The following is a 15,257-nucleotide window of genomic DNA, read 5'->3' as shown; positions in this document are numbered from 1 at the left end:
CGGGGGTCAGTGGGTGGGCTCCGGGTCGAGGCGCCGCTTGGCGCGGTACATCTCCGTGTCCGCGGCCCGGAGCAGCCGGGAGAACCCGTCCGCCACCGTGCCGACCGCCCAGCCCACGCTGGCGGTGACCTGGTGGGTGCCGGTGCGCCCCACGACCGGCTCGGCGACCACCGCCTGGAACCGGGCGGCCGTCTCCTGCACCGCCCGGGTGACGTCGTCGCCGGTCAGCACCGCCACGAATTCGTCGCCGCCCATCCGGGCCAGCAGGTCCCCCTCCCGCAGGTGCCGCTGCATCCGCCGGGCCACCACCATCAGCACCTCGTCACCGGCCTCGTGGCCCGCCGCGTCGTTGACCCGCTTGAAGCCGTCCAGGTCGACCACCATGACCCCGACCTGCCGGGCGGGCTGGCGCAGCAGCGCGTCCACCCGGGACCGCAGCCAGGCGCGGTTGGGCAGGCCGGTCAGCGGGTCGTGGGTCGCGGCGTACTGGAGGCGGGCCTTGCTGCGCTCCAACGACGCGTGCATGCGGGCATGCAGGATGGCGATCGCCGCGTGCTCCGCGAACAGCGACAGCACCTCGAGCTGCTGCGGTCCGGGCCGCCGCCCGCCGACCGGCAGGTCGACGCTGAGCACCCCGACCCACTCGCCGGAGGGCGCCATCAGCGGCGCGAACAGGCAGTCGTGCGGGTGCCAGCCGTCCGGGTCGTCCGGCTCGGGGATGTCCGGAATCCAGGTCTGGAGATCCTCCGGGACCCCCTTGCGGTGGTCGACGAAGTACAGCGCCCCCCAGCGTTCGGCGCGCCGCAACAGCTCGTGCCAGTGCTCCGCGCCGCCCCGGGTGCCCACCATGGTGCAGCGCAGCTCTTCGCTGCCTGCGGCGGAGACGACCGTGAAGTCGCCGTTGGGCTCGGCCAGGTTGACCGCGGCGAGGCCGAACCCGGCCGCCTCCACCACCCCCTCGGCCACGGCATCGAGGGTCTCGGTCAGATCAAGACTGCTGTGTACGCGCTTGCTGACGGCGTTGAGCGCCCGCAGCGCCTGCAGATGTGCGTCGGCGCCGTCCCGCACGCTCACACCGTCCAGCATGGAACAAACTGTAATGGCAGAAATCCATTGCAGACGATGAATTGCCGGATGCCGGACTAGTTGACCAGTTCGGTACGCAGTTCATGAGCCCCGTCGGCGCGGGTGGCCTCGTAGTACATCCGGTGCCGCCCGTCGGGCAGCGCCACGAGGCTCAGGTAGCGCAGCCCGTGCGGCGGGTACGGCGACCCCAGCGGCGGCTCCGCCTCGGCCGTGAGCGGCCCGAACGTCCCGTCGGCCGCCCGGCGCCCGCGCGCCGTCCCGGTGCGCTCCTCCCAGTTCTCCTCGGCGCTGGCCCGCCCGTCGTACGCGGCCAGCAGCTCGTCGCCGGCCCGGAGCACCGCGGAGACCCGGACCCCGCGGGCGTCCCACTGGCCGGGACGGCCGCGCAGCGCGGTGCCCCGCCACGTCCAGTGCACGCCGTCCGGGCTGGTGGCGTACTCGGTGGTCATGCGGTCGGCGTGGGCCCAGGTTTCCAGCGGGTGACAGGACGCCCACAGGTGCCAGCCGTCGTCGGCGGCCAGCAGCACGGGGTCCTTGACCCCGACGTGCTCGTCGCCCGGCAGCACCGTGCGCGGGACCGCCCCGGCCAGCTCGGCGGGGGTGTCGGCCTCCAGCAGGTCCACCCGCCAGTGCTTGGTGCCCGGGGTGGCCACGCTGACGTACAGGCGCCACCGGCCGTCCGCCGTCCGGGCGAGCGCGGGCCGTTCCAGCGACTCCCCGCCGAACCGCTCCTTGGTCACCGTGGCGATCGTGCGGAACGTCACGCCGTCGGCCGAGTGGGCGACGACGTTGGCGTACCCCCGGCCCTGGTCCACCGGCAGCCGCAGCCGGTACGCAAGGTAGATCCCGTCGTCGGCCAGCAGGGCACTCGGCGCACCGGACCAGGCACCGGCCTCGACGCCGGGCGGCTCGACCACCACCGCCGCGTCGGTCCAGCGGGGCAGCGGGATGGCGGGACTGATGATCGTCACAAGCGCTCCGTTCAGGGTCGGGAACTTCCGGCCTGGGATTGGGCCGGGTCGAGCGAGAGCCAGTCCGCGTACGACCGGCCGGTGACGTCCTGCAACAGCGCCAGGTCGTCGGCGAAGTAGGGCAGCAGCGCGGCCCGCTCCTCCCGGGTGGGCCGGGGCCGGCGTCCCTTGCGGCGGTGCAGCACCGTGAGCAGGGGGCCGCGGAAGGTCTTGCGGACTCCCAGCGGGAAGGCGTGCCCGACGTTCCCGCCGAAGCGCAGCAGGCCACGCAGGGCGGCGTTGAACCGGGTGTGCTCGACCACGTGCCGATTCACGTTCTCCCGCGGCACCTCCGTGAGCAGGCCGGTCCTCACCCCGAGAAACGCGCAAACCTGGTCAAGGGTGGCGGCGGGCTGCTCGCGCAGGTCCCGGTAGCGCAGCAGGAGCACCTGGTCACGGTCGAAGACCTCGAACAGGTGGCGGACCTGCTCGCCGTATTTGCCCAGCCCGATGTAGTGCCAGAAGTCGGCCCAGCCGGCGGCGCGGCGCTGCTCCTCCAGGCGGCAGGCGGTGACGAAGTCCGCCTCCGGCTCCAGGCCCGCGATCCACAGGTGGGTCCAGTTGGAGTGCGCCCGGTCCACCGGGTCACGCAGCATGAGGATGATCCGTACGTCCGGGACCAGGGCGTGGATCCGCAGATGGGTGGCCGGGTCGTACAGATAGAACGGGGTGGCCTCGCCGCGCAGGCTGCCGCGCGGTGCGGGGACGAACAGCCGCTCGTAGTCCTTCTGGCGCCAGATGTGCTCCTGGTACGTCTGCTTGTCTCCGGGGCCCCCGATGCGCGGCGGCGGCCCGTCGGTGAGGAAGAACTTCGGCTCCTTGGGACGGGACAGGTACAGCTGCGGGTGCCGCTCCAGTGCGGCATGCAGTGCTGTCGTGCCGGCCTTCGGCACTCCGGCGATGAGGAAGTCGGGCAATGGCATGGTGCCTCCTCCGCGGGGGAATCTCTACTGAACACGTAGGTTTGGTGGAATGCAACCCGATCGGGTGAAGATCCTCGCTTGACAGCCATACCCTGCATCATCGAGTATTCCCACCAACCAGATCGAGATTCCGAAGATAAGATCCACACCGTCGGGGAGAGGACGTCACCACCGTGTACGTCTCAGCGCGCACCGACTACGCCGTCCGGGCCATGCTGGCCATCACCGCCGCTCACCCGCGGCTGGTGAAGGCCGCAGAACTCGCGGCGACCCAGGACATCCCGCTCAGCTTCCTGCACGGCATCCTGCTCGACCTGCGTCGCGCCGGGCTGCTGCACAGCCACCGCGGGATGGACGGGGGGTACGCCTTGACCCGCCCCCCGACCGAGATCGCGATCGGGGACGTGGTTCGGGCAACTGGCGGTGCACTGAGTTCCGTTCGCGGACAACCCACGGAGGTCGCCCGATACCACGGGGCGGCCGCCGGTCTGCGCGACGTGTGGCTCGCCGTCCGGGACGCCATCGAGGGCGTTCTGGACACCACCACTCTGGCCGACCTGTCGGCCACCAGCACAGTACAAACCACCTAGGAGTGCACATGAGCTCCCGCATAACCCGCGCTTTCGCCATCGCGGCGGCCGCCCTGGTCGCCGCGACCGCATTGAGCGCCTGCGGTGACGACGACAAATCCACCGCGGACGCCGGCGGCGAGGCGACGACGCTGCGCCTCGGCTACTTCCCGAACATCACCCACGCCCCCGCCCTGGTCGGCGTGAAGGACGGGCAGAACGGCCTCATCGGCAAGGCGCTGGGCAGCACCAAGCTGGAACCGAAGACCTTCAGCGCCGGCCCCGCCGCGATCGAGGCGCTGTTCTCGGGCGCCATCGACGCCACGTACATCGGGCCCAACCCCGCGATCAACGGCTGGGCCAAGTCCAAGGGCACCGCGCTGAAAATCATCGCGGGCAGCACCTCGGGCGGCGCCGCGCTGGTCGTGAAGCAGGGCATCAACTCCGCGGCCGACCTCAAGGGCAAGAAGATCGCCACCCCGCAGCTGGGCAACACGCAGGACGTCGCGCTGCGCCACTGGCTCAAGAGCCAGGGCCTCAACGCCGACCAGCAGGGCGGCGGCGACGTCTCCATCCTGCCGCAGGACAACGCGACCGCGGTGCAGGCGTTCGCCCAGGGCTCCATCGACGGCGCCTGGGTGCCGGAGCCGAACGTGGCGAAGCTGGTGACCGAGTCCAAGGGCAAGGTGCTCGTCGACGAGAAGACCCTCTGGCCCGGTGGTCAGTTCGTCACCACCCATCTCATCGTGTCGCAGAAGTTCCTGGAGAAGTACCCGGCGACCGTCAAGAAGCTGCTGCAGGGCCACATCGCGGCAGTAAACTACCTGAACACCGACAAGGCTGCCGCCGAGAAGGCGACCAACGACCAGCTCGCCGCACTCACCGGCAAGCCCCTCAAGGACCCCGTCCTGCAGGCGGCGTTCGCCAACCTCACCTTCACGGTCGACCCGATCGCGCCCTCGCTGTACGGCAGCGCCAAGCACGCCGAGGAGGTCGGCCTGCTGGAGCCCGTGGACCTCAAGGGCATCTACGACCTCGGCCCGCTCAACGCACTGTTGTCCGCCTCGGGCAAGCCCGCGGTCAACGACAGCGCGGCCTAAGCAGGAAAGGCAGAAGTCCATGAGCCTCACCGCTCAGGACACCCGGCAGGCGGGCGGCCAGCGCACCAGCGCGGTCGTCCGCCTGGACGGCGTGTCGAAACAGTACGGTCGTGGCGCCGGCGCACTGCTCGCCCTCGACCGCGTCTCCCTCGACGTGTACCCGGGCGAGTTCGTCTGCCTGCTCGGCGCCTCCGGCTGCGGCAAGAGCACACTGTTGTCGCTGGTCGCCGGGCTCGATCAGATCAGCGGCGGGGTCCTGGACACCGGCGGCCGCCGGGTCGCCCTGATGTTCCAGGAGGCCGCGCTGTTCCCGTGGCTGTCGGTCGCGGGCAACGTGGAGATCGCCCTGCGCCTGCGTGGGATCGGCCGCGCCGAACGCCGCGAACGGGCCGCCCAGTTGCTGGAGACCGTACGTCTCAAGGGTTTCGGCGACAAACGCCCGCACGAGCTGTCCGGCGGCATGCGGCAGCGGGTCGCATTGGCCCGCGCGCTCGCCCAGGAGGCCGACGTGCTGCTCATGGACGAGCCGTTCGGCGCCCTGGACGCGATGACCCGCGACATCCTGCACGACGAGCTGGAGCGGATCTGGCGCGAGCAGGAACTCACGGTCCTGTTCGTCACGCACAACGTGCGCGAGGCGGTGCGGCTCGGTGACCGGGTGGTGCTGCTGAGCAGCCGTCCCGGGCGGGTCATCGAGGACTTCCCGGTGGCACACGAGCGGCCCCGGCGCATCGACTCCCCCGAGGTCGCCGGGCTCGCTGCGACCATCACCGACCGACTCCGCGCGGAGGTCTCCCGCCATGCCCACTGACGCACCCACCAGGGCGGCGGACCGGGACACCTCGGCCGCCGACCGGGTCACCGGGCTCGACGCGCTCGAACTGGGCGGCCGCCAGGTCGAGAAGCGCACGCTGGGCCGCCTCGGCGTGACCGTGTGGCGTTCGGCCTGGCCCAAGCTGCTGGCGATCGGCATCGCCATAGCGCTGTGGCAGGCGGTCTACTGGGCCGAGCTGAGGCCGCCGTATGCGCTGCCCTCGCCCGGTGAGGTCTTCAGCGAGCTGGGTTCCCTGCTCAGCACGGGCGAGTTCTGGAAGTCGATCCAGCTCACCATGACCCGGGCGATCACCGGGTTCGCGCTGGCCGTGCTGCTCGGCACGGTGATCGGCGCCGCGGTGGCCCGGTTCAGCCCGCTGCGCGCGGCCATCGGCTCGCTGATCACCGGGCTGCAGACCATGCCGTCGATCATGTGGTTCCCGCTGGCCATCCTGCTGTTCCAGATCAGCGAGAGCGCCATCATGTTCGTCGTCGTGATCGGTGCCACGCCGTCGGTGGCGAACGGCCTGATCAGCGGCATCGACTACGTGCCCCGCACCTGGCTACGGGTGGGGCAGGTCCTCGGCATGCGCGGGTTCGCCAAGTACCGGCACCTGATCCTGCCCGCCTCGCTGCCCTCGTTCATCTCCGGGCTCAAGCAGGGCTGGGCCTTCTCCTGGCGCAGCCTCATGGCCGGCGAGCTGCTGGTCATCGTGCCGGGCGCGCTGTCCATCGGCGCCCGGATGCAGGGCGCCCGCGACCTCGTGAACGCGCCGCTGGTGGTCGCCTACATCATCGTGGTGCTGATCCTCGGCATCCTCATCGACATCCTCTTCAACGCCGCCGACAACGCGCTACGCCGCCGCTGGGGACTCACCGCCTCCTGAGGCCGCCTGCCGCACATCACCCGCGCCGACGCCGCCGGGGGTGGTGGGCAGCGCGGCGGCCTGCCACGCGGCGAATCCGCCCGCCAGGTCCGTGGCCCGGTGCAGGCCGATGGTCTGCAGGGCGGCAGCCGCCAGCGACGACGTGTACCCCTCCTGGCAGACCACGATCACCGGCAGGTCGTAGCGGTCGGCGATGGGCAGCCGGGCGTCGCTGCGCGGGTCGAACCGCCACTCCAGGACGTTGCGTTCGACCACCAGCGCCCCCGGGATCTCGCCGTGCTCGGCCCGCTGGGCCGCGGGGCGGATGTCCACCAGCACGGCGCCGTCCCGCTGCGCCGCGTACGCCGCCTGGGGGGACAGCCGGTCGAGGCGGGCGCGGGCCCGCGCGAGCAGTTCGTCGATCCCGTACGAGCCGGGCGGGGCGGCGGTCACCACTGCACCCCGGCCCGCTCGACCTCCGCGACCTCCAGCCCGACGGCGCTCAGCCGGTAGCGGGTCATGCTGGTCAGCGCGGGACCGTACACGTGCACGCTGACGGCCGGGCGGCGGGACCGGTTGACGATGCGGTGCACGTACCGGGGGCCGAAGGCGTGCCCGATGCCCGCATCGAGGTGCCGTACGTTCATCCGGAATCCTCCGTCCGCGACCGGCGCGACCACGTCCTCGACGAGCGAGCCGCTCACCACGTGCAGCGCGCCCGCCGACCCGCCGTGGTCGTGCAGGTCTGTCCCCTGACCGGGCAGCCAGGTGAGCAGCCACACCTCATAGTCCCGATGCTCCGCGAGCTTCGCAAACCACCGGCCGGTCGCGCTGAACCTTGGTGCGACCGGCCAGGCGACCGGGTCGTCGGCGTAGCCGCGGGCGACGGCCAGGTGATCGATAACTGTTCCGACGTGTGTCATGACGACCTCCAATACTTATAATGCCTATGTGTTTAGTAGGTTTAGCGCGATGGCGCACGGCGGCACGCGGGACGGATAGAACGGGAACCACGGGACGCGCTTGCCGATCCGGCCAAGCAGCGCGGCGGCAGGCGACATCGAGGTCTCCGGAGCCGTCACCCACGCCCGACAGCGGCTACGCGGGGATCGATCCTCGCCGCGCGGGCACTCAACAGGCGCCGCTGGCCACCAGGCGGAAGTCGACGACACGGCGCCGAGTCAGGTGAACGTCCCGCTCCATGGGCTGCACCCTACCGGGCAACACCCGAATGCATGACCATATCCCATAGGTTAAGAGGGATATCTCTCTTCCGGACCCGTGCTCCCACGTTCGTGCCAAGGCGGTCACCGGACCGGCACCCGCACCGCTGACCAGGGCACAGTGTGCGCACCAGATCGGCAGACACACCGGGGAGCGACACATGCGGGGACGGAAGTGGTGGGGACTGGCCGGCGTGGCGGCGGTCCTGGCCGTGGGCACGGGATGCACCGGCACAACGACGAAAACCGACCCGCCGACCCCGCCCGCGACCACCACCCCACCTGCGGCGACGGGCACCACGCCGACCAAGCCCGCCCCGAACGGCACCCACAAGCCGAGTCCCAGCAAGACCGTCGTCACCGCGACGGGCGGTGACTGTCCCGTCACCGGAGCGAAACTGGTGACCGCGCTCTACGCCGACCCCTCGGACATCAAGAACCGCCTCGCGAAGACCGCGACGCTCAGCGACGTCGCGTGCTACCAGGGCTACGCGGTCGGCCTCACCAACCCCAAGGAAGCCGACCGGGCGACGGTCGTCTTCCGGTACGCCGGGGGCGCCTGGCATCCGATCGCCGCCGGCACGGATCGCACCTGCGACCAGGACGTGCCCCGCACCGTACGCACCCATCTGCCCCTGTGCCACTGAGCCCGACGACCCACGGAGAGGCGGGACCGTCATGCCCTTCGACTGCACCCTGCAACTGGCCGACGACACGGTGATCGTCTCCCCGGAGGGAGACGTCGACATCCACACCTCCGCCGCCGTACGGGAGGTGCTGCGGGAGGTCGTGGCGTCCCGCACCGGCGGCCGGATCGTGGTGGATCTCAGCGACGTGACGTTCCTGGACTCCTCCGGCATCGGGGTGTTCGTCGCCGCGAAGCGGGCCGCGGACGCACGGGGCCTGGAGTTGCGCCTGCGCAACCCCGGCCCGGTCGTCCGCATGGTCCTGGAGGTCACCAGGCTGCTCGGCGAACTCGTCGAACAGGCCCCCGAACGAGTCGCGCCCTACTCGCGCTCCGCCGCATAGGGATCAGGCGGCGCGGTGCTGGAACGTCGCCCGGTACGCCTGCGGGGTCGTGCTGAGCCGCCGGGTGAAGTGGTGCCGCAGCGTGGCCGCCGAGCCGAATCCGGCCCGGACCGCGATCGCGTCGACACCCAGTCCGGAGTCCTCCAGCAGGCGCCGGGCGAGCAGCACCCGCTGGCCGGTGAGCCAGTCGTGCGGGGTCACACCGGTCTCCGCCCGGAAGCGCCGCGCGAACGTACGCGGTGCCATGTGCGCCTGCGCCGCCATCGTCTCCACCGTGTGCTCCCGGTCGAGCTCCGCCAGCACCCGAGTCAACACGGGCTGGAGTGTGTCGCAGTGGCCCAGGGCCGGCACCGGGGTCTCGATGAACTGCGCCTGCCCGCCGTCGCGGTGCGGCGGGACCACCATCCGGCGCGCCATCATGGTGGCCACCGCCGAGCCGTGCTCCTCGCGGACCAGATGCAGACCTAGGTCGATGCTGGCCGCCGTGCCGGCGCTGGTGAGCACGCGGTCGTCGGCCACGTAGAGAACGTCGGGGTCGACCTTCGCAGCGGGGAAGCGGGCGGCCAGCGCCTCGGTGTGCCGCCAGTGGGTGGTGCAGCGGCGCCCGTCGAGCAGCCCGGCCGCGCCCAGCGCGAACGCGGCGGTGCACAGGCTCATCAGCCAGGCGCCGCGGTCGTACGCCCGGCGCAGCGCGGCCAGTACCTCGGCCGGCGGCTCCTGGTGATATCCGTACGGGGCGACGGCCACCAGGTCGGCCGACTCGACCGGGGTCAGGTCGTGACTGGTGGTGATCGAGAAGCCCGCGTGTGAGCGGACGGGCCGACCCCCGGGGCTGCACACCGCGAAGTCGTATCCGGGCAGGCCCTCGGCCGTGCGGTCGTACCCGAAGAGTTCGCAGAGAACGCCCAGTTCGAAGACGGCGGTCTCGGGCAGTGCGATGACGGCGACGCGTTCCAGCATGCGGCCAGCCTACCCCCGAACTGGCAGGATTTTGTGGATGCATGGCATCTCTGCCACTGTCGGAGGCCCCAGCACCAGGGCAGGCTGAAAGCAACACACCCGGTGCGCACCGGCCATCACGCCGGACAGGGGTACGTCATCATGGCACTCAGCATTCTCGTGTTCTTCCTGCTCATCACGGTTGCGGCGGCATTCGGCCGGACCACCGACAGCCGCGACGGCGCCGACTGGCGACCGACCACCGACGGGTTCCGCTCACCCCGCCGCCCGTGACCCCTCCCTGGGGGATGTCCAGCCGGGCTTCAGGGCCGCCCGCAGGTGCCGACACTGCACCAGCGGCGCCGGCCCTGCTCGTCGAGGAAGAGCCATCCGCACTGCTCCCCGGGGCAGGCACGCACCGTGAAACGCCGCGGATCGGCCAGCAGCTGCGCCGCGGCCAGCGCGGCGGCCCGCACCGGAAGGCGCAGGCCGGCGCTCGGCGAGATCCGCCAGCAGCCGAGGCCGTCGCTCCCGCGGGCGAACGTCGCCGACCGCCCGGCCGACTCGGCCGCGTCCGCCACCGCCTTGAACGCGGCCGCGTCCCGGTCATCGGTGAGGCAGGCGTACATCTGGGCGCGCAGCTCCCGCGCCTCGGCCAGGACGTCCGCCGCAGCGACGGGGTCGCGCCGCGCCGCGGTCAGCAGCCGGGTCACCACCCAGCCGTCGGCCAGATCGACGTGGCCCGCCCAGACGGCCAGGGTGCGGTATGAACGCAGCCATTCCGACCGGAAGCCGCCGAAGGGGGCACGGCGCGGCCGCCGCTGCGCGCCCCACCCGGCATACGTGTTGCAGAACTCCAGCGCCGGGTGGCCGCCGGTGAGCCACGGCAGCCACTCGTCGCCGACCCGGACGGCGTATCCGGGCGCGGGCGGCCGGTCCAGCACCGGATCGGCCCGCGCCACCCGGTCGCGCAGCTGCCCGAGTTCGGGGCCCGGCTCGCCGCCCAGCTCGGCGAGTGCCCCGGCGACCCGGCTGAACAGCGCCAGCGCGTCCGCGCGGCGGCCTTCGCGGTGCAGCGCGGTCATCACCAGCGCGGCCAGCCGCTCCCGGACCGGGTACGCCCGGGCCAGCGGGAGCAGGTCGGCGGCCGGATCTCCGGCGTCCAGCCGCTGCCGCGCGTACCGTTCCGCGAGGGTCAGCCGCAGCGACGTCAACTCCTCGTCGGCGGGCAGATCACCGTGCCACAGCGCCAGCGCCGCGGCGGCCAGCCGGGCCCGCTGCGCCGGGTCGGTGGCGGCCTCGGCGGCGGCCGCGAGGTCCCGGAACCGGTAGGCGTCCACCGTGGCCGGGCCCGGATCGATCCGGTACCCGTCGCCCACGTGCACGATCCGCACCCCGTACGGTTCCAGCGCCTGCCGCAGCCGCGCCACGTACGTGTGCAGGGTGGCGCGGGCCGTGCGGGGCGGGTTTTCCGGCCACACCGCGTCGACCAGCCGGTCCGTGCTGACCGCCTGCCCCGGGGGGACGATCAGCAGGGCGGCCAGCGCCTGCCGCTCCTGTCGCCGCCCCACCCCGACGGGCCGCGACTCGTGGACGGCTTCGAACTCACCCAGCAGACGGAAGTCCATGACGGCCCGAGGCTAGGTCCGGTGTGTACGGTCGCAGAACTGCCGGATCCGGCAGGAACGGCTGACCGAACGCTGACTTGGCTTTCCGGCACCGCACCGGGTAGCGCGGAACGACATCCACACCGGCGTTCCGGTTCTAGACTTCCCGGATGGCGTTCGAGCAGCACGGACACACGCACCGGCTGGACTGGGTCGATCCGACGATCCGCGAGTGGGACTGCACCGTCGTGGCCGCCGACCCGGCCGATCCCGAGGCCGGCATCGTGCTGGACCGCTCGGCCTTCTACCCGGGCGGCGGGGGTCAGCCACCGGACCACGGCGTACTCCTCTGGCAGGGGGTGCAGACCCGGATCGTGGACACCCGCAAGGGTGACGACCTGTACCTGATCCCCGCCCCGGGTGACCCGGTGCCACCGGCCGGGACGGCCGTGCGCGGGGCCCTCGACGACGAGCGGCGCAGCAGCCTGATGCGGACCCATTCCGGGCTGCACATCCTGTGCGGCACGGTGTTCCGCGACTTCGGCGCGCTGGTGACCGGCGGCAACATGCAGCCCGGCGAGGCGCGCATGGACTTCAACCTGCCCGAGGTGCCCGCCGGGTTCAAGCAGTCGCTCGAAGACGCGGTCAACGCGGAGATCACCGCCGACCGCAAGATCGTGGCACGGGTCCTGCCCCGCGGTGAGGCACTGGCCATCCCGGATCTCGTGCGCACCCAGGACGCGCTGCCGCCGCTGGACATGCCCGAGATCCGGGTCGTGGACATCGTCGGACTCGACGTGCAGGCTGACGGTGGCACGCATGTGGCGTCGACCGCTCAGGTCGGCCGGGTGCAGATCGTCAAGGTGGAGAGCAAGGGCCGGCAGAACCGACGCGTCAGGCTGCGCCTGGTCTGAGCCATTCCGGGAGGCACGGGCATGGCCGCACCGCGACTGTTCGGGCATGGGAGCTGGCCCGAGGCGCGTCGCATCGGCGACATCCTGCGTCGCGAGACGGTCGGCGGTGTCCTGCTCATGTGCACCGCCCTGACCGCGCTGCTCTGGGCGAATTCGCGATGGGCGGACGCGTACCACCGGCTCGCCGACGTCCGGGTCGGACCGGAGGCGTTGCATCTGGACCTCACCCTGAGCGCCTGGGCCTCGGACGGCCTGCTGGCGATCTTCTTCTTCGTCGCGGGCCTGGAGGTCAAGCGGGAGTTCCTCGCCGGGGACCTGCGCGACCCCCGGCGGGCGGCGCTGCCGGTCGCCGCCGCGGTCGGCGGGATGATCCTTCCGGCGCTGTGCTTCGTGGCGATCAACCTGCACGCGCCGGACGGGGCGCTGCGCGGCTGGGCCATCCCCACCGCCACGGACATCGCGTTCGCGCTGGCCGTACTCGGACTGATCAGCACCCATCTGCCGACGGCGATGCGTACCTTCCTGCTGACCCTGGCGGTCGTGGACGACCTGCTGGCGATCGTCGTCATCGCGGTGTTCTACACCGCGGCGCTGCACCCCGTGCCGCTGATGCTGGCGGTGCTGCCGCTGGCCGTGTTCGGGGTACTGGCGCAGCGGCAGGTGCGCGCGTGGTGGCTGCTGCTGCCGCTGGCGTTCACGACCTGGGCGCTGGTGCACGCGTCCGGGGTGCATGCCACGGTGGCCGCAGTGCTGCTGGCGTTCACCGTGCCGGTCGCCCGCCCGGAGAACGATCCGGAGCCGTGCCTGGCCGAGCATTTCGAACACCGGTGGCGCCCGGTGTCTGCCGGTGTCGCCGTGCCGGTGTTCGCGTTCTTCGCCGCGGGCGTCACGTTGACCGGTGCGCTCGGCGCGAGCCTGCTGGACACGATCACGCTCGGCATCGTGGTGGGGCTCGTGGTGGGCAAGACGGTCGGCATCCTCGGGGCGACCTGGCTGGTGCAACGCTTCACCAGGGCCCGGCTCGCCGAAGGGCTGAGCTGGTGGGACGTGCTCGGCCTGGCGATGCTCGGCGGGGTCGGCTTCACGGTCTCGCTGCTCATCGGGGAGCTGGCGTTCGGGGTGGGCACCCACCGCGAACAGTACGTGAAATTGGGTGTCCTGGTCGGTTCGCTGCTGGCGGCGGGCTTGGCGACGGTCGTGCTGCGGGCACGCAACCGGCACTACCGCCGGCTCTGCGCCGAGGAGGACCTCGACACGGACGCCGATGGCGTGCCGGACGTCTACCAACGTCAGGAGTAGACCTCAGGCGGTGGGCACGCCCGCCCCGACGCCCGGGTGGCGGGCGCTCTCGGCCAGCAGGCGCTTGCGCTGCTTCGCCGGGAGGCGGTCGACGTAGAGCAGGCCGTCGAGGTGGTCGGTCTCGTGCTGCAGGCAGCGGGCGAGACGGCCGGTGCCGTCGATGCGCACCGGCTCACCGCGCATGTCGACCCCGGTCACGTACGCTTCCGCGGGGCGTCCGACGTCGGTCTGCGGGCCGGGCACGGACAGGCAGCCTTCGCCGTCGACGTCGAGCTCGCGGCTCTCCGGCAGGTGCAGAACCGGGTTGACCACGTGCGCCACCACGTTCCTGCCGGTCGCGTCGGGGCAGTCGACGACGAAGACGCGGGCGTCCACGCCGATCTGGTTGGCGGCCAGACCGACCCCGTTGGCCGCCGCCATGCTGGCGAACATGTCCGCCACGAGCTGGCGCAGGTCGTCGTCGAAGACCGTGACGTCGGCGCACCTGCGGTGCAGGACCGGGTTGCCGTACCGGGTGATGGGCCGTGGGGTGCCGGATCGGGTCTGCACCGCCTCATCCTAGTTCGCGGTGGGGTCCGAGCCGCCGTCGCCGCCGTTGGTGCCGTTGGTGCCACCGTTGGGCTGGCTGGAGGAGGCGCGGCGGGCGGCCCGCGCGGCCGCGTCCGTGGCGGTCCCCGCCCAGCCCCAGGCCCGGCCCGCCTGGGTGCCCGCCCAGTCGCCGAGGTCGGCCGCCCCGCCGCCCATGCGCCGGACCAGGGTGACCAACGGGTCCGGGGAGACCTGGAACGCCTCGGAGTAGTGGGCGGCGGCAGCCTTGACCTCCGCGGTGACCGAGGTGTCGCGGTCGTCGTCGCGGCGCGGGTACTCCCCGGCCAGGATCCGGGTGTACTCCCCGGTGTCGATCCACCGGTTCAGCTCCGCGGCCCGCGCCACGGGCACCGGATGGGTGCTCCACGCGGTCAGACCGATCTTGTGGATGCTGTCGCGCAGATCCCCGCCACCCGCGTACTCCCCCGCCTGCTCCAGGAACGCCGCCGTGTCGATCTGCGACAGGTCCCCACCCCCGGCAAGCTTCATCAGCAGCCGCAGCGACGCCGCCGGATCCTGACCGGCCAGCAACCCCGCCCGGTCCGCGGACAGCTCCGCCTTGCGCCACCACTCGTACATTCCGGCGATGATGGCGCGCAGCGCGATCGCGCCGATGGGCAGCCAGCTGACGTTGCTGACCCACCGGGTCAGGATCGTCATGATCGTCTTGTAGACGGCGTGGCCGCTGCGGACGTGTCCCAGCTCGTGCCCGAGCAGCGCGCGCAGCTCGTCGTCGTCGAGCCGCTCGACCGCCGCCGTGGTGACGACGACGAACGCGCGGTCCATGCCGATCGCCTCACCCTGGATGACCGGCTCCTGGCGGACGTACAACTCGGGCAGCGTCGTCACGTCCAGGGCCGCCGCGGCCTCGGCGAAGATCCGGTGCACCCGCGGATACTGCCGGTGGTCGACCCGGATCGCCCCGGCCAGGTACGACAGGCGGAAGCCGCGCTCGTTCCACATCCCGAAGAAGCCACGGACCACGTCGTCGAAGCCGCGCAGCTCGCGCAGCGCGGTGAGCGCGCCCCGGTCGGCCGGGTGCTCCCACGCCCGTGAGCTGATCCCGGTCAGGGTCACCCGCTGACGCGCGGGCGGGTTGTCGTCGACCGTCATGGCCCTGTGCCCCTCTGCTCGTTCGATGCCGCTTGCAGCCTCCCGGGCGCCACCGGGCCGGCGCATCGGCTCCCAGCGGGACTTCCCCAGCCGCCCGAATGCGACTTTCGGCCGATCTCGTCGACGCGACAGGCCATCGACCAGGCGCCCTCGACCCGGGTGCAGAAAGCCCGGGTGC

The 15,257-nt window shown here is 72.0% G+C and carries 18 protein-coding genes; 9 read left to right on the top strand and 9 right to left on the bottom strand.

Annotation, left to right across the window (positions count from 1 at the left end):
- Nucleotides 1-6 precede the first annotated feature (6 nt).
- The 3 genes from ACMCNO_RS04915 to ACMCNO_RS04905 are packed head-to-tail and all read right to left on the bottom strand — an operon-like array spanning nucleotide 7 to nucleotide 3,019.
- Nucleotides 7-1,086, bottom strand: coding sequence for a diguanylate cyclase domain-containing protein (locus ACMCNO_RS04915; RefSeq protein ID WP_412748232.1), 1,080 nt, complete (start codon nucleotides 1,084-1,086; stop codon nucleotides 7-9).
- A gap of 56 nt (nucleotides 1,087-1,142) precedes the next feature.
- A complete protein-coding gene (locus ACMCNO_RS04910; protein WP_412748231.1) occupies nucleotides 1,143-2,057 on the bottom strand; it encodes a hypothetical protein in 915 nt (304 codons plus the stop codon).
- An 11-nt stretch (nucleotides 2,058-2,068) separates the two neighbouring features.
- A complete protein-coding gene (locus ACMCNO_RS04905) occupies nucleotides 2,069-3,019 on the bottom strand; it encodes a sulfotransferase domain-containing protein (protein ID WP_412748230.1) in 951 nt (316 codons plus the stop codon).
- A gap of 173 nt (nucleotides 3,020-3,192) precedes the next feature.
- On the opposite strand from ACMCNO_RS04905, the gene ACMCNO_RS04900 reads away from it, so the two are divergent.
- Genes ACMCNO_RS04900 through ACMCNO_RS04885 form a run of 4 tightly spaced genes read left to right on the top strand, consistent with a single transcriptional unit; the run spans nucleotide 3,193 to nucleotide 6,388 of the window.
- Nucleotides 3,193-3,609 (top strand): RrF2 family transcriptional regulator, encoded by a 417-nt coding sequence (locus ACMCNO_RS04900; RefSeq protein ID WP_130510520.1) that lies wholly within the window; start codon nucleotides 3,193-3,195, stop codon nucleotides 3,607-3,609.
- Nucleotides 3,610-3,617: 8 nt separating this feature from the next.
- Nucleotides 3,618-4,688: an ABC transporter substrate-binding protein gene (locus tag ACMCNO_RS04895; RefSeq protein WP_412748229.1), complete on the top strand. Its 1,071-nt coding sequence runs from the start codon at nucleotides 3,618-3,620 to the stop codon at nucleotides 4,686-4,688.
- 19 nt (nucleotides 4,689-4,707) lie between these two features.
- Nucleotides 4,708-5,499: an ABC transporter ATP-binding protein gene (locus ACMCNO_RS04890; protein ID WP_412748228.1), complete on the top strand. Its 792-nt coding sequence runs from the start codon at nucleotides 4,708-4,710 to the stop codon at nucleotides 5,497-5,499.
- A complete protein-coding gene (locus ACMCNO_RS04885) occupies nucleotides 5,489-6,388 on the top strand; it encodes an ABC transporter permease (RefSeq protein ID WP_412748227.1) in 900 nt (299 codons plus the stop codon). The genes ACMCNO_RS04890 and ACMCNO_RS04885 overlap by 11 nt, the downstream gene beginning before the upstream one ends.
- Here ACMCNO_RS04885 and ACMCNO_RS04880 read toward each other — a convergent pair.
- Nucleotides 6,356-6,820 carry a rhodanese-like domain-containing protein gene (locus ACMCNO_RS04880; RefSeq protein WP_412748226.1) on the bottom strand — a complete coding sequence of 155 codons (465 nt, stop codon included), beginning with the start codon at nucleotides 6,818-6,820 and terminating at the stop codon, nucleotides 6,356-6,358. The two genes, ACMCNO_RS04885 and ACMCNO_RS04880, sit on opposite strands and share 33 nt — an antisense overlap.
- Entirely contained in the window at nucleotides 6,817-7,290 is a 474-nt protein-coding gene (locus ACMCNO_RS04875; RefSeq protein ID WP_412748225.1) for a cysteine dioxygenase, read from the bottom strand. The genes ACMCNO_RS04880 and ACMCNO_RS04875 overlap by 4 nt, the downstream gene beginning before the upstream one ends.
- Before the next feature lie 461 nt (nucleotides 7,291-7,751).
- On the opposite strand from ACMCNO_RS04875, the gene ACMCNO_RS04870 reads away from it, so the two are divergent.
- Nucleotides 7,752-8,237, top strand: coding sequence for a hypothetical protein (locus ACMCNO_RS04870; RefSeq protein ID WP_412748224.1), 486 nt, complete (start codon nucleotides 7,752-7,754; stop codon nucleotides 8,235-8,237).
- A gap of 31 nt (nucleotides 8,238-8,268) precedes the next feature.
- Nucleotides 8,269-8,619 (top strand): STAS domain-containing protein, encoded by a 351-nt coding sequence (locus ACMCNO_RS04865; protein WP_412748223.1) that lies wholly within the window; start codon nucleotides 8,269-8,271, stop codon nucleotides 8,617-8,619.
- Nucleotides 8,620-8,622: 3 nt separating this feature from the next.
- Here the strand turns inward: ACMCNO_RS04865 and ACMCNO_RS04860 are convergent, their stop codons facing one another.
- Nucleotides 8,623-9,579, bottom strand: coding sequence for a GlxA family transcriptional regulator (locus ACMCNO_RS04860; protein WP_412748222.1), 957 nt, complete (start codon nucleotides 9,577-9,579; stop codon nucleotides 8,623-8,625).
- A gap of 141 nt (nucleotides 9,580-9,720) precedes the next feature.
- Between ACMCNO_RS04860 and ACMCNO_RS04855 the strand changes: the two genes are divergently transcribed.
- A complete protein-coding gene (locus ACMCNO_RS04855; RefSeq protein WP_412748221.1) occupies nucleotides 9,721-9,852 on the top strand; it encodes a hypothetical protein in 132 nt (43 codons plus the stop codon).
- Between the two features lie 29 nt (nucleotides 9,853-9,881).
- On the opposite strand, the gene ACMCNO_RS04850 is transcribed toward ACMCNO_RS04855, so the two are convergent.
- The gene (locus tag ACMCNO_RS04850; protein WP_412748220.1) at nucleotides 9,882-11,186 is read right to left on the bottom strand and encodes a BTAD domain-containing putative transcriptional regulator; all 1,305 of its coding nucleotides are present in this window, start codon (nucleotides 11,184-11,186) and stop codon (nucleotides 9,882-9,884) included.
- 149 nt (nucleotides 11,187-11,335) lie between these two features.
- On the opposite strand from ACMCNO_RS04850, the gene ACMCNO_RS04845 reads away from it, so the two are divergent.
- Both ACMCNO_RS04845 and nhaA read left to right on the top strand, forming a co-directional pair.
- On the top strand, nucleotides 11,336-12,079 hold the full coding sequence (locus ACMCNO_RS04845) for an alanyl-tRNA editing protein (protein ID WP_412748219.1): 744 nt from the start codon (nucleotides 11,336-11,338) through the stop codon (nucleotides 12,077-12,079).
- A gap of 21 nt (nucleotides 12,080-12,100) precedes the next feature.
- Nucleotides 12,101-13,378 (top strand): Na+/H+ antiporter NhaA, encoded by a 1,278-nt coding sequence (gene nhaA, locus ACMCNO_RS04840; protein ID WP_412748218.1) that lies wholly within the window; start codon nucleotides 12,101-12,103, stop codon nucleotides 13,376-13,378.
- Between the two features lie 3 nt (nucleotides 13,379-13,381).
- On the opposite strand, the gene def is transcribed toward nhaA, so the two are convergent.
- Together def and ACMCNO_RS04830 are read right to left on the bottom strand one after the other, a co-directional pair.
- A complete protein-coding gene (gene def / locus ACMCNO_RS04835) occupies nucleotides 13,382-13,927 on the bottom strand; it encodes a peptide deformylase (protein ID WP_412748217.1) in 546 nt (181 codons plus the stop codon).
- Nucleotides 13,928-13,936: 9 nt separating this feature from the next.
- Nucleotides 13,937-15,079 carry a M48 family metallopeptidase gene (locus ACMCNO_RS04830; protein WP_412748216.1) on the bottom strand — a complete coding sequence of 381 codons (1,143 nt, stop codon included), beginning with the start codon at nucleotides 15,077-15,079 and terminating at the stop codon, nucleotides 13,937-13,939.
- Nucleotides 15,080-15,257: the final 178 nt, after the last annotated feature.

The organism is Krasilnikovia sp. M28-CT-15, assembly GCF_047159595.1.
Lineage (GTDB): Bacteria > Actinomycetota > Actinomycetes > Mycobacteriales > Micromonosporaceae > Actinoplanes.
This window is presented reverse-complemented; position numbering and strand designations above follow the sequence as displayed.

What these genes read in the sequence shown, in the direction of transcription:
- ACMCNO_RS04850 (WP_412748220.1), bottom strand. Translation starts at nt 11,186, where the DNA reads ATGGACTTCCGTCTGCTGGGTGAGTTCGAAGCCGTCCACGAGTCGCGG.
- ACMCNO_RS04895 (WP_412748229.1), top strand. Translation starts at nt 3,618, where the DNA reads ATGAGCTCCCGCATAACCCGCGCTTTCGCCATCGCGGCGGCCGCCCTG.
- nhaA (WP_412748218.1), top strand. Translation starts at nt 12,101, where the DNA reads ATGGCCGCACCGCGACTGTTCGGGCATGGGAGCTGGCCCGAGGCGCGT.
- ACMCNO_RS04885 (WP_412748227.1), top strand. Translation starts at nt 5,489, where the DNA reads ATGCCCACTGACGCACCCACCAGGGCGGCGGACCGGGACACCTCGGCC.
- ACMCNO_RS04830 (WP_412748216.1), bottom strand. Translation starts at nt 15,079, where the DNA reads ATGACGGTCGACGACAACCCGCCCGCGCGTCAGCGGGTGACCCTGACC.
- ACMCNO_RS04845 (WP_412748219.1), top strand. Translation starts at nt 11,336, where the DNA reads ATGGCGTTCGAGCAGCACGGACACACGCACCGGCTGGACTGGGTCGAT.
- ACMCNO_RS04905 (WP_412748230.1), bottom strand. Translation starts at nt 3,019, where the DNA reads ATGCCATTGCCCGACTTCCTCATCGCCGGAGTGCCGAAGGCCGGCACG.
- ACMCNO_RS04860 (WP_412748222.1), bottom strand. Translation starts at nt 9,579, where the DNA reads ATGCTGGAACGCGTCGCCGTCATCGCACTGCCCGAGACCGCCGTCTTC.
- ACMCNO_RS04865 (WP_412748223.1), top strand. Translation starts at nt 8,269, where the DNA reads ATGCCCTTCGACTGCACCCTGCAACTGGCCGACGACACGGTGATCGTC.
- ACMCNO_RS04875 (WP_412748225.1), bottom strand. Translation starts at nt 7,290, where the DNA reads ATGACACACGTCGGAACAGTTATCGATCACCTGGCCGTCGCCCGCGGC.
- ACMCNO_RS04890 (WP_412748228.1), top strand. Translation starts at nt 4,708, where the DNA reads ATGAGCCTCACCGCTCAGGACACCCGGCAGGCGGGCGGCCAGCGCACC.
- ACMCNO_RS04855 (WP_412748221.1), top strand. Translation starts at nt 9,721, where the DNA reads ATGGCACTCAGCATTCTCGTGTTCTTCCTGCTCATCACGGTTGCGGCG.
- ACMCNO_RS04870 (WP_412748224.1), top strand. Translation starts at nt 7,752, where the DNA reads ATGCGGGGACGGAAGTGGTGGGGACTGGCCGGCGTGGCGGCGGTCCTG.
- ACMCNO_RS04915 (WP_412748232.1), bottom strand. Translation starts at nt 1,086, where the DNA reads ATGCTGGACGGTGTGAGCGTGCGGGACGGCGCCGACGCACATCTGCAG.